Annotated in this window: 10 protein-coding genes; 6 read left to right on the top strand and 4 right to left on the bottom strand. The window is 67.4% G+C overall.

The features are described 5' to 3' along the window. Nucleotides 1-75: 75 nt before the first annotated feature. Complete coding sequence (gene clpA / locus LYSCAS_RS14455) at nt 76-2,346, top strand: ATP-dependent Clp protease ATP-binding subunit ClpA (RefSeq protein ID WP_213434747.1); 2,271 nt, start codon at nt 76-78, stop codon at nt 2,344-2,346. Nucleotides 2,347-2,416: 70 nt separating this feature from the next. Here clpA and infA read toward each other — a convergent pair whose 3' ends face one another. From infA to trxB, 4 genes are all read right to left on the bottom strand, one after another. Further along, nucleotides 2,417-2,635: a translation initiation factor IF-1 gene (gene infA, locus LYSCAS_RS14450; RefSeq protein WP_036168934.1), complete on the bottom strand. Its 219-nt coding sequence runs from the start codon at nt 2,633-2,635 to the stop codon at nt 2,417-2,419. Nucleotides 2,636-2,751: 116 nt separating this feature from the next. Next, nucleotides 2,752-3,483: a leucyl/phenylalanyl-tRNA--protein transferase gene (gene aat / locus LYSCAS_RS14445; protein ID WP_213434746.1), complete on the bottom strand. Its 732-nt coding sequence runs from the start codon at nt 3,481-3,483 to the stop codon at nt 2,752-2,754. Continuing rightward, nucleotides 3,480-4,613, bottom strand: a complete 1,134-nt coding sequence (locus LYSCAS_RS14440; RefSeq protein ID WP_213434745.1) for a GNAT family N-acetyltransferase — start codon at nt 4,611-4,613, stop codon at nt 3,480-3,482. The genes aat and LYSCAS_RS14440 overlap by 4 nt, the downstream gene beginning before the upstream one ends. Then, complete coding sequence (gene trxB / locus LYSCAS_RS14435) at nt 4,613-5,566, bottom strand: thioredoxin-disulfide reductase (protein WP_213434744.1); 954 nt, start codon at nt 5,564-5,566, stop codon at nt 4,613-4,615. Before trxB ends, LYSCAS_RS14440 begins: the two co-directional genes overlap by 1 nt. Nucleotides 5,567-5,722: 156 nt before the next feature. Between trxB and ald the strand changes: the two genes are divergently transcribed. The 5 genes from ald (at nt 5,723) to LYSCAS_RS14410 (ending at nt 12,454) form a co-directional block, all read left to right on the top strand. Next, nucleotides 5,723-6,790, top strand: a complete 1,068-nt coding sequence (gene ald, locus LYSCAS_RS14430) for an alanine dehydrogenase (protein ID WP_213434743.1) — start codon at nt 5,723-5,725, stop codon at nt 6,788-6,790. A gap of 46 nt (nt 6,791-6,836) precedes the next feature. After that, the gene (locus LYSCAS_RS14425) at nt 6,837-9,200 is read left to right on the top strand and encodes a DNA translocase FtsK (protein ID WP_213434742.1); all 2,364 of its coding nucleotides are present in this window, start codon (nt 6,837-6,839) and stop codon (nt 9,198-9,200) included. Between the two features lie 73 nt (nt 9,201-9,273). Further along, nucleotides 9,274-9,894 (top strand): outer membrane lipoprotein chaperone LolA, encoded by a 621-nt coding sequence (lolA, locus tag LYSCAS_RS14420; protein ID WP_213434741.1) that lies wholly within the window; start codon nt 9,274-9,276, stop codon nt 9,892-9,894. A gap of 17 nt (nt 9,895-9,911) precedes the next feature. Further along, nucleotides 9,912-11,273: a replication-associated recombination protein A gene (locus LYSCAS_RS14415; RefSeq protein WP_213434740.1), complete on the top strand. Its 1,362-nt coding sequence runs from the start codon at nt 9,912-9,914 to the stop codon at nt 11,271-11,273. Beyond that, a complete protein-coding gene (locus LYSCAS_RS14410; protein WP_213434739.1) occupies nt 11,273-12,454 on the top strand; it encodes an MFS transporter in 1,182 nt (393 codons plus the stop codon). The genes LYSCAS_RS14415 and LYSCAS_RS14410 overlap by 1 nt, the downstream gene beginning before the upstream one ends. The last annotated feature ends 7 nt before the right edge of the window (nt 12,455-12,461 follow it).

Below are 12,461 nucleotides of genomic sequence, written 5' to 3'. Positions count from 1 at the left end.
GGCTGGAAATGGTCGGTTGCACCCCCATCTCGGGGAACAGTCACCAACGGCCAAGTCTTCGGAGGCCAACGCACCATGTTCAGCAAGGATCTCGAGCAGACCATCGGCCAGTGTTACAAGCGGGCACGCGAAGCGCGTCATGAGTTCATGACCGTCGAGCACCTGCTCCTCGCGCTGCTCGACAACCCCTCCGCCGAGGCCGTCCTCAAGGCCATCGGCGCGGATTTCCCCCGCCTGCGCCACGAACTCGACAAGGCCATCGAAACCTCGGTGGCGCGCCTTGCCGACGACGACGGCCGCGACACGCAACCCACGCTGGGCTTCCAGCGCGTGCTGCAGCGCGCCGTCTACCACGTGCAGTCCTCCGGCAAGAAGGAAGTCACCGGCGCCAACGTGCTGGTCGCCATCTACGGCGAGAAGGATTCGCACGCCGTCTATTTCCTGAACCAGCAGGACGTCACGCGCCTGGACGTCGTCAACTACCTGTCGCACGGCATCACGCGCCAGGGCGAAGGCGAGGAATCGCCGCAGCAGGACGAGGCCAAGCAGGGCGAGGAAAGCGAACACAAGGGCGACGCGCTCGCCGAGTTCGCGTCCAACCTCAACGACCTCGCGCTCGCCGGCAAGATCGATCCGCTCGTCGGCCGCAGCGACGAAGTGGAACGCACCATCCAGGTGCTGTGCCGCCGCCGCAAGAACAACCCGCTCTACGTCGGCGAAGCCGGCGTGGGCAAGACGGCGCTCGCCGAGGGCCTGGCCAAGCGCATCGTCGAAGGCAACGTGCCGGAAGTGCTGGCCGATGCCGTCATCTACGCGCTGGACCTCGGCGCGCTGGTCGCGGGCACCAAGTACCGCGGCGATTTCGAGAAGCGCCTGAAGGCGGTGCTCGCGCAGCTGAAGAAGCACCCGGGCGCGATCCTCTTCATCGACGAAATCCACACGATCATCGGCGCGGGCTCCGCGTCCGGCGGCACGATGGACGCGTCCAACCTGATCAAGCCGGTGCTCGCCTCGGGCGAACTGCGCTGCATCGGGTCCACCACGTTCCAGGAATACCGCGGCATCTTCGAGAAGGACCGCGCGCTCGCGCGGCGCTTCCAGAAGATCGACATCGTCGAGCCGACGGTGGGCGAGACCTTCGAGATCCTGCAGGGCCTCAAGCCGCGCTACGAATCGCACCACGGCGTCACCTACGCCGACGAAGCGCTGCAGGCCGCGGTGGACCTGTCGGTCAAGCACATCGGCGACCGCCTGCTGCCCGACAAGGCCATCGACGTCATCGACGAAGCCGGCGCGCGCCAGCGGTTGCTGCCGGCCGCCGTGCGCAAGTCGCTGATCGATGTCGAAGAGATCGAAACGATCGTGGCCAAGATGGCGCGCATCCCGGCCAAGCAGGTCAGCGCGTCGGACAAGGACGTGCTGAAGAACCTCGACCGCAACTTGAAGATGGTGATCTTCGGGCAGGACCCGGCGATCGACACCCTGGTCTCGGCCATCAAGCTCGCGCGCTCGGGCCTCGGAAATCCCGACAAGCCGATCGGCAACTTCCTGTTCGCCGGCCCTACCGGCGTGGGCAAGACCGAAGTCACGCGGCAGCTCGCGCTGCAGTTGGGCATCGAGCTCGTCCGCTTCGACATGTCCGAATACATGGAGCCGCATTCGGTCAGTCGCCTGATCGGCGCGCCCCCGGGTTACGTCGGTTTCGACCAGGGCGGCCTGCTGACGGAGAAGATCGTCAAGACGCCGCACTGCGTGCTGCTGCTCGACGAAGTCGAGAAGGCGCATCCGGACATCTTCAACATCCTGTTGCAGGTCATGGACCGCGGCACGCTCACCGACACCAACGGGCGCGAAGCCAACTTCAAGAACGTGATCGTGGTGATGACCACCAACGCCGGTGCGGCACAGGCCGCGCGTCGCACGATCGGCTTCACCCGCCAGGACCACAGCACGGATGCGATGGAAGCGATCCGCCGCGGCTTCAGCCCGGAATTCCGCAACCGCCTCGATGCGGTGGTGCAGTTCCAGGCGCTGGGCTTCGACCACATCCTGCGCGTGGTGGACAAGTTCCTGATCGAGCTCGAAGTGCAGCTGCACGACAAGAACGTCTCGCTGTCGGCCACGCCGGCCGCGCGCGACTGGCTGGCGCAGCACGGCTTCGACCCGCTGATGGGCGCACGCCCGATGGCCCGCGTGATCCAGGACAAGATCAAGCGGCCGCTGGCGGACGAACTGCTGTTCGGCAAGCTGGTGGGCGGCGGCCGGGTCAACATCGACGTGCGCGATGGCGAGTTGTACGTCGAGGCCTCGCCGGAGCCGGAAAAGCTGCTGCCGGTGACGGTGTAAGCGCGCAGCGATACTCGTAAACGAAAAAGGCGGCCAGTGGCCGCCTTTTTTTTCAATCACTTAGCGCACATTACTTCATGCGATACGTGATGCGCCCCTTGGTCAGGTCGTAGGGCGTCATTTCGACCTTGACCTTGTCGCCGGTGAGGATGCGGATGTAGTTCTTCCGCATGCGCCCGGAGATGTGGGCGATGATCTCGTGGCCGTTCTCGAGCTTCACCCGGAACATGGTGTTCGGAAGGGTTTCGGTGACCGTCCCTTCGAACTCGATGACATCGTCTTTGGCCATTTGTTTCCTGGATGAGAGCGCGGGGCGGCGATGGGCCGCCCGCAAAGTCGCGCATTCTGGCACGCCGGGGGAGGGCGGGGAAAGCGGGCGGCCGCCCCGGGGTTCAGACCCGCGGGTCAGCGGGCGAGGTCGGCGGCGGGCAGGGTGCCGAAGCGATCGGTCCATGCGCCCGGGGATTCCGGGGCCTGCACCAGGGCCTGCACGCGGTCGAGGAAGGCCTGCCGCGGCAGCGATTGCGCGCCCAATGTCGGCAGGTGGTCGTTCTCCACCTGCGCGTCGATCAGCGGGTATCCCCACGCATGCAGGGCGCGGGCGAGGGCGGCCAGCGCGACTTTCGATCCGCCCGATTCGGCGCTGAACATGCTTTCGCCGAACACCATCGCGCCGATCGCCACGCCGTAGATGCCCCCCACCAGCCGGTCGCCGTCGAGCACTTCGACGCTGTGCGCATGCCCCAGGCGATGCAATTCCCCGTAGGCGCGACGCATCGCCGGCGTGATCCACGTACCGCGCTGGCCGGGGCGCGGGATGCGGGCGCAGGCGTCGACGACGTCGTCGAAACGCGTATCCGCGCGCACGCGCCACGTCGAATGGCGCAACGTGCGCCGGAAGCGCGACGACAACCGCACGCGATCGGTGTGGAACACCATGCGCGGATCCGGCGACCACCACAGGATCGGTTGCCCCGCGGAATACCACGGGAAAATCCCGTGCCGGTACGCATCGAGCAAGCGCCCGGGCGACAGGTCGCCGCCGATCGCGAGCAAGCCGTTGGGATCTTCGAGCGCGTGGTCCGCGGGCGGGAAGGGGATGCCCGGGCCGAGCATCACCGGGGCGTGCGCACTCATGCGCCGGTGCCCGCGCGAAACGGCGAATGCGCGTCGAGTGCCGCCTGGTATCCGCGCACCGACGCCGCTTCCTCCGCGCACCACGGGCGGATCGCCGCGGCGAAATCCGGATCGGCGATCCAGTGCCGGCTGTGCACCAGCGTCGGCAGGAAACCGCGCGCGAGCTTGTGTTCGCCCTGCGCACCGGGCTCGAAGCGCGTGAGGCCTTCGCGCAGGCAGTAGTCGATGCCCTGGTAGTAGCAGGTTTCGAAATGCACGCCGGGCAGCAGTTCGTTCGCGCCCCAGTAGCGCCCGTACAGCGTGTCGCCACCCCGCAGGCAGAGGGCACCGGCGATCGCTTCGCCGTCGCGTTCGCCGAGCACCAGCACGAGCGCGCGCGGCATGGTGCGCGCGAGATGGCGCAGGAACTCGAGCGTCAGCGCCGGCGTGTTGCCGTATTCGTGGAAGGTCTGCAGGTAGAAGCCGTGCATCGCCGCGAGGTCGGCCTCGCTCGCTTCGTCGCCGTGCACCACGCGGAATCCGACGCCGTGCCGCGCCAGCTTCGCGCGTTCCTGGCGGATGTTCTTGCGGTGCTTGTGGTCCATCGCGCCGAGGTAATCATCGAACGTGCGCCAGCCGCCGAAGTTGCGCCAGTGGTACTGCACGTCGATGCGCGGGATCCATGTGTCGTCGAACGCCGCGGCTTCGTCGTCGCGATGGAAGTTCACGTGCGCGGACGACCAGCCGGCGTCGCGCGTGAACCCGACGATCGCCGAGACCAGCGCCGCGCGTGCCGCATCATCGCGCGCCAGCAGGCGCGGCCCGGTCACCGGCGTGTACGGCACCGCGCCCAGCCATTTCGGGAAGTAGTGCAATCCGTGCCGCGCGTAGGCCTGTGCCCAGGCATGGTCGAACACGAATTCGCCGTGCGAGTTGCGCTTGCGGTAACCGGGCGCGGCGGCGATGAGGGCGTCGCCTTCGAACACCCCCACGTGGCATGGCGTCCAACCGTAGGTCGGACGCAGGCATCCGGTGTCTTCCAGCCCGGCGAGGAACGCATGCGAAACGAACGGATTGCCGCCATCGTGCAGCGCATCCCACTGCGCCGCGGGGACGGATCCAAGCGCGCCGAAGATGCGCGCTTGCGCCATCAACTTTCCTTGTCGAGGAACTTCTCGGCATCCAGCGCGGCCATGCACCCGAAGCCCGCCGACGTCACCGCCTGGCGATACACCTGGTCGGCCACGTCGCCCGCGGCGAACACGCCCGGCACCGACGTCTGCGTCGCCATGCCCGACAGGCCCGAACGGATCTCGAGGTAGCCGTTGTTCATCGCCAGCTGGCCTTCGAACAACGAGGTGTTGGGCGTGTGGCCGATCGCGACGAACAGGCCGTGGATGTCGAGCACCTGCGAGGTGCCGTCCTGCGTGGACTTCACCTTCAGGCCGGTCACGCCCGCATCGTTGCCGACGACTTCCTCGACCACGTGGTGCCACACCGGCACGATCTTGCCGGACTGGATCTTCGCGAACAGCTTGTCCTGCATGATCTTCTCGGCGCGCAGCGTGTCGCGGCGATGCACGATGTAGACCTTGCGCGCGATGTTGGACAGGTACAGCGCTTCCTCGACCGCGGTGTTGCCGCCGCCGACCACCGCCACGTCCATGTCCTTGAAGAAGAACCCGTCGCACGTCGCGCACGCCGAGACGCCGCGCCCGAGGTAGTGCTGTTCCGATTCCAGCCCCAGGTACTTCGCGGTGGCGCCGGTGGAGATGATCAGCGCATCGGCGGTGTATTCGCCGGCGTCGCCCTTCAGGCGGAACGGCCGCTGCGACAGGTCGGCCGTGTGGATGTGGTCGAAGATGACTTCGGCTTCGAAGCGCTCGGCGTGCGCCTGCATGCGCTCCATCAGCGCCGGGCCCATCAGGCCGTGCGCATCGCCGGGCCAGTTGTCGACCTCGGTGGTCGTCATCAGCTGGCCGCCCTGCTGCAGGCCGGTGATCACCACCGGGTGGAGGTTGCCGCGCGCGGCATAGACGGCGGCGGTCCAGCCGGCGGGGCCGGAACCGAGGATGAGCAGGCGGCAGTGCTTGGAAGTGGTCATGCAGTGGGGGTCCAAAGTAAGATTCGCGGCCGGCGTGGCACGCCGTCCCATGCGTTCAAGCGCAACAGGATGGCGGCGGGCCCGCTTCGACACAAGGCGTCCAACCGCCCCATGGCGCAACGCGCCGTCCCCCACCCAAGACAATCGAGAATCACGATGCGCATCGGCGTACCCAAGGAAACCAAGACCCTCGAAGGCCGCGTGGCACTCGTGCCGGCCGCCGCGGGCGACCTCGTCAAGCGTGGCCACGAAGTGTGGCTGGAGCAGGGCGCGGGCCTGAAGAGCGGCTTCAAGGACGAGCAGTACACGCAGCTGGGCGTCAAGATCGCCCCGGATGCGAAGTCGCTCTACGAAAAGGGCGAACTCATCGTGAAGGTCAAGGAGCCGATCGAAGGCGACCTGGCCCTGCTGCGCAAGGACCACCTGCTGTTCTGCTACCTGCACCTGGCGGCCGAGCCCGCGCTGACCAAGCGCCTGCTGGACATCGGCCTGACGTCGGTCGCCTTCGAAACCGTCGAGCTGCCCAACGGCGACCTGCCGCTGCTGGCGCCGATGTCGGTGATCGCCGGCAAGATCGCGGTGCAGGTCGGCACGCACCTGCTGCACCAGCCCGAAGGCGGCAAGGGCAAGCTGCTCGGCGGCCTGCCGTCGACGGAGCGCGGCAAGGTCGTGGTGTTCGGCGGCGGCAAGGCCGGGCGCGCGTCGGCGGAACTCGCCGCGGCGGGCGGTTCGAACGTGGTCGTGTTCGAAATGCGCCAGGACCGCATGGAAGAAATGATGCAGCTGGGCAACAACGTGACCACGCTGTACCCGTACGCCGACGTCGTCGCGCGCGAAGTGGCCTCGGCCGACCTCGTCGTCGGCGCGGTGCTCGTCACCGGCGCCCGCGCGCCGCACGTGCTGACCCGCGAGATGCTCAAGGGCATGCAGGACGGCAGCGTGGTGGTGGACATCTCGATCGACCAGGGCGGCTGCTTCGAAACCTCGCGTCCGACCACCTGGAAGGAACCGACCTACGTGGAAGAGGGCGTCACCCACTTCTGCGTCACCAACATGCCGGGCGCCGTGCCGCAGACCAGCTCGCAGGCGATCTGCGCGGCCATCCTGCCGTGGGTAAACAAGCTTGCCTCGGGCAACTGGCGCGACAACCAGGCCCTGGTCCGCGGCATCAATACCGAAGCCGGCAAGATCGTGCATCCGGCGCTGCAGGACATGAAACTTTGACGTAGGATCAAGGCCCTAGGGGATTTCCTTAAGGCAGGATCGTACGGTGGCAGCAGCACGTCCCGACACGGAACGCGCGACCCAACGCAGGACGAAGCGTGCAGCCGCACCTTCGTCCGGCGGGGGCACGCGTCGGCAGAAGCTCTGGCGCGACCTGGCCCTCATCGCCATCGCGCCCCTGCTGCTGTACCTGCTCGCCAGCCTGGTCACGTATTCGCCGGAAGATCCGGGCTGGTCGCATTCGGGCAGCGTCACGGCGCCCTTGCACAACTTCGGCGGCATCGTCGGCGCGTGGATCGCCGACGTCATGTTGTACCTCTGCGGTTTCGTCGCCTTCCTGCTTCCGCTGATGCTGGGACTCATCGCGTGGATCGCGTTGTTCGGCATGGACAGCGACGGCGATGGCGAAGCCGACCTCGGGCCTGCGTTGCGGCTCGTCGGCATCGTGGGATTCCTCGTTTCGGCGGCGGGCTTCCTGCACCTGCGCCTTGGCGGTGCGCCGGATTTCTCGGCGGGCAGCGGCGGCATCCTGGGACAACTCGTCGGGCGTTCGCTGTTCCATGCGTTCGGGCCCGTCGGCGCCAATCTCTTCCTCGTCGCGTTGCTGCTGATTTCCACCACGCTCGCCACCGGCCTCTCGTGGCTCACGGTGATGGACAAGCTCGGGCAGTGGGTGCTCGCGCTGGGGCCGTTGTTCCGCCGCAGTTCGCAGCAGGCCGCCGAATGGCAGCAGGCGCGTGCGTTCCGCGAAGAGCGCGAAGAAACGCGCAAGATCGAAACCGAACTGCGTGCGAAACGCGCACCGGTCAAGATCGAACCGCCGCCGGCGCCCGTCGTGGAGAAGAGCGACCGCGCCAAGCGCGAACAGCAGATCCCGCTGTTCCATGTCGGCGACGGCACCGGCATTCCGCCGCTCGCCTTGCTCGACGATCCCAAGCCGCAGCCGAAGGGCTACAGCGAGGAAACGCTCGAGACGATCTCGCGCCAGATCGAATTCAAGCTCAAGGATTTCCGCATCGATGCGCAGGTGGTCGGTGCGTATCCGGGCCCGGTGATCACGCGCTTCGAACTGGAGCCCGCACCGGGCGTCAAGGTCAGCCAGATTTCCTCGCTCGACAAGGACATCGCGCGCGGCCTGTCGGTGAAGTCGGTGCGCGTGGTCGACGTGATCCCCGGCAAGTCCGTCGTCGGCCTGGAAACGCCGAACACCTCGCGCGAGATGATCTACCTCAGCGAGCTGCTGCGTTCGAAGGAATACGACAAGTCGCCCAGCCCGCTCACGCTGGCGCTCGGCAAGGACATCGCCGGCCGTCCCACCGTCGCCGACCTGCAGCGCATGCCGCACTTGCTGGTGGCGGGTACCACGGGCTCGGGTAAATCCGTCGCGGTCAACGCGATGGTGTTGTCGCTGCTGTACAAGGCGTCCGCGAAGGACGTCCGCATGTTGATGATCGATCCGAAGATGCTCGAGTTGTCCGTGTACCAGGGCATCCCGCATCTCCTCGCGCCGGTCGTCACCGACATGAAGGAAGCGGCCAACGGCCTGCGCTGGTGCGTGGCCGAAATGGAACGCCGCTACAAGGTCATGTCCGCCGTCGGCGTGCGCAACCTGGCCGGCTTCAACAAGAAAGTGAAGGACGCCATCGACGCGGGCCAGCCGCTGATGGATCCGCTGTTCAAGCCGAACCCCGAACTCGGCGAAGCGCCGCGTCCGCTGGAACCGCTGCCCTTCATCGTCGTGTTCATCGACGAATTCGCCGACATGATGATGATCGTCGGCAAGAAGGTCGAAGAACTCATCGCGCGCCTGGCGCAGAAAGCGCGCGCGGCAGGCATCCATCTCATCCTCGCCACGCAGCGTCCGTCGGTGGATGTCATCACCGGCCTGATCAAGGCCAACATCCCCACGCGCATCGCGTTCCAGGTGTCGAGCAAGATCGACTCGCGCACCATCCTCGACCAGTCGGGCGCGGAAACACTGCTCGGCCACGGCGACATGCTGTACCTCCCGCCGGGCACCGCGATGCCCGAGCGCGTGCACGGCGCGTTCGTGTCGGACGAGGAAGTGCATCGCGTCGTCGAACACCTCAAGCAGGTCGGCGGCCGCCCCGATTACATCGAAGGCGTGCTCGACGAAGTGCAAACGATGGGCGATGGCGTCGTCGTCGGCGCGACCGGCCTGCCGGAATCCGGCGGCGGGGGCGGGGACGAGTCCGATCCGCTGTACGACGAAGCGGTGCGCATCGTCACCGAGACGCGCCGCGCCTCGATCTCCGGCGTGCAACGCCGCCTGAAGATCGGCTACAACCGCGCCGCGCGCCTGATCGAAGCGATGGAAGCCGCGGGCGTGGTCACGCCGCCGGAGCACAACGGCGACCGCAGCGTGCTGGCACCGCCACCGCCGAAGTGACGCGGCGCGTGGAGAGCGCATTCAGCCCGGGCCGGGCACACTCGCGCCCGGTCCAATCCTCCAGGAATCCCCCATGCGCAAGCTGATCGCCTTCGGCCTCGCCGCGACGCTGTCGTTCACCGCCGCCGCCGGCGGGCGCGATGACCTCAATGCCTTCGCAAAGGGCCTCAAGGGCCTGGACGGCACGTTCACGCAGCAGGTCTTCGACGCCAACGGCAAGAAGAAGGAAGCCTCGAGCGGCCGCGTCGCGATGTCGGCGCCGCGCCTGTTCCGCTGGGAATACGCCAAGCCCTTCGAACAACTGATCGTTGCCGATGGCAAGACCGTCTGGGTGTACGACCCCGACCTCAAGCAAGTCACCAAGCGCGCGCAGGGCGTGGAAGAACAGAGCTCGCCGCTGGCCGCGCTGATCGATCCCTCGCGCCTGGACAAGGAATTCCTGGTGAAGGAATTGCCCGCCACCGACGGCATGGACTGGATCGAACTGCGCCCGCGCACCAGCGACAACGCCAGCTTCGAATCCGCGCGCCTGGGCTTCGACGCCAAGGGCGGCCTGTCGCGCATGCGCATCGTCGATCCGCTGGGCCAGCGCACCGAGCTCACGTTCGCGGGCTGGAAGCGCAACCCGAGCTTCGCGAAGGGCACCTTCACGTACGCGCCGCCGAAGGGCGTGGACGTCGTCTCCGGCGGCTGACCGATAGAATCGCCGGCGTGGCCCGATCCAAGACGCCGGCATTCGACGAACCCGACCTGTTGCAGGTCGACCGCGACGCATTGCGCCCGCTCGCCGAGCGCATGCGTCCGCGCACGCTGGACGACATGGTCGGGCAGCGACGCTTGCTCGCACCCGGTTCCGCGGTACGACGCGCGATCGAATCCGGCCGCGTCCATTCGATGATCCTGTGGGGCCCGCCGGGCTGCGGCAAGACCACGCTCGCGCAGTTGCTCGCGCATTACGCGGAGGCGGATTTCCGTTCGGTCTCCGCGGTGCTCGTCGGCTTGCCGGAAGTGCGCCAGGTGCTCGCCGAGGCGGGCCATCGTTTCGCCGAAGGGCGGCGCACCGTGTTGTTCGTCGACGAAGTGCATCGCTTCAACAAGGCGCAGCAGGATGCGTTCCTGCCGCACATCGAACGCGGCACGATCCTGTTCGTCGGCGCCACCACCGAAAACCCGTCGTTCGAACTCAACTCCGCGTTGCTGTCGCGCTGCCGCGTGCACGTGATGGATGCGGTGTCGCCGGAGGACATCGTCGTCGCGCTGCAACGCGCGCTCGAGGATGTGGAGCGCGGCCTCGGCGATCGCCACCTGCACGTCGCGCCGGAACAACTGCTGCTGATCGCGAAGGCCGCCGACGGCGATGTGCGCCGCGGCCTGACGTTCCTTGAAATCGCGGCGGAACTGGCAGGCGAGGGCGGCACGATCACCGAGGCCACGCTGGAACAGGTGCTGGCCGATCGCACGCGCCGCTTCGACAAGGGCGGCGACCAGTTCTACGACCAGATCTCCGCGCTCCATAAATCGGTGCGCAGTTCCAATCCTGATGCCGCCTTGTACTGGCTGGCGCGCATGCTCGATGGCGGCGTGGATCCGGGGTATCTCGCGCGCCGCCTCACGCGCATGGCGGTGGAAGACATCGGCCTGGCGGATCCGCGTGCGTTGCAGATGTCGGTGGATGCGTGGGACACCTACGATCGCCTCGGCAGCCCGGAAGGCGATCTCGCGCTCGCGCAGGTGGCGATCTACCTGGCGACCACCGCGAAATCCAACGCCGCGTACGTGGCATTCAACCAGGCGCGCGACGACGTGCGCACGCTCGGCACGCTCGACGTGCCGCTGCACATCCGCAACGCGCCGACGAAGCTGATGAAGCAACTCGGCTACGGCAAGGGTTACCAGTACGACCACGATGCGGCCGGCGGCATCGCGCTCGACCAGACCGGGTTCCCGGATGCGATGGGCGAGCGTGTGTATTACGAACCCACCGAGCGCGGTCTCGAAGGGCGCTTCAAGGAGAAGCTGGACGCCCTGCGCGCCGCGCGTTCGAAAGCCCGCGGCGAAGGCCACGACGCCTGATGCGTCGCGCCCTCGCCAGCCTGCCACGGACGGTCTGGCTGCTCGGCTTCATCAGCCTGCTCAACGACGCCGCGAGCGACATGATCTATCCGCTCGTGCCGCTGTACATCGCCAGCGTGCTGATGGCCGGGCCGAAGGCGCTGGGCTGGATCGAAGGCGTCGCCGAAGCCGCGGGCAGCCTGCTGAAACTCATCGCCGGCGTGCTGGCCGATCGCATGCGGCGCATCAAGCCGTTCGTGGTGATCGGCTACGGGCTCGCGGGCATCGCGCGGCCGTTGATCGGGCTGGCGACGAGCTGGGTGGGCGTGCTCATCTTTCGCTTCGTCGATCGCGTGGGCAAGGGCCTGCGTTCGGCACCACGCGATGCGTTGCTCGCCTCCAGCGTGGCGCCGGAACAACGCGGGCTTGCGTACGGCCTGCATCGCGGCATGGACAACGCGGGTGCGGTGATCGGGCCATTGATCGCGGCGGCGTTGCTGGCGTCGGGTGTGTCGCTGCGCCATGTGTTCCTGCTCGCGATCGTGCCTGCGGTCTTCGTGCTACTCCTCGCGCTGCGCCTGCGCGAGCCCGAGCATCCGCCGCGCAAGGAAGCCTTGCGCGTCGACTGGCGCTTCTCCGCGCTGTCGCCGGCGTATCGGCGTTACCTCGCTGCCCTCGGACTGTTCACGCTCGGCAATGCGTCGAACATGTTCCTGCTGCTGCGCGCGAACGAACTCGGCTTCGACGCCGCGCACACGACGTTGTTGTGGGCGGCGTTCTCCGCGGTCGCGTCGCTGGCCGCAACGCCGCTGTCGGCCTGGTCGGATCGCATCGGCCGCAAGCGCCTGATCCTGGCGGGGTGGGGCGGCTACGCGGTGCTGTACATCATCTTCGGCGTGCTGCCGATCACCGCGGGGGTGTTGTGGATCGCCTTCCCGCTGTATGGGCTGGTCACCGCCGCGATCGAAGGCAGCGAACGCGCGCTGGTCGCGGACCTGGTCCCGGCCGAACGCGCGGGCACGGCGTTCGGCTGGTATTACCTCGTCACCGGCTTGCTGTTGCTGCCGGCGTCGGCGATCTTCGGCACGCTCTGGCAACACGGCTCGCCGTTGCTGGCGTTCGCGGCGAGTGCGGGTTGCGCGGTCGCGGCGATGGCGGTGCTCGCACCGAAATTCACGAACACCGGAGACGCACGCGCGTGAGCAGCTG

The organism is Noviluteimonas caseinilytica (assembly GCF_018406605.1).
Taxonomy (GTDB): Bacteria; Pseudomonadota; Gammaproteobacteria; order Xanthomonadales; family Xanthomonadaceae; genus Noviluteimonas; species Noviluteimonas caseinilytica.
The sequence above is the reverse complement of the archived record's forward strand: the minus strand, read 5'-3'. Positions and strand labels throughout refer to the sequence as shown.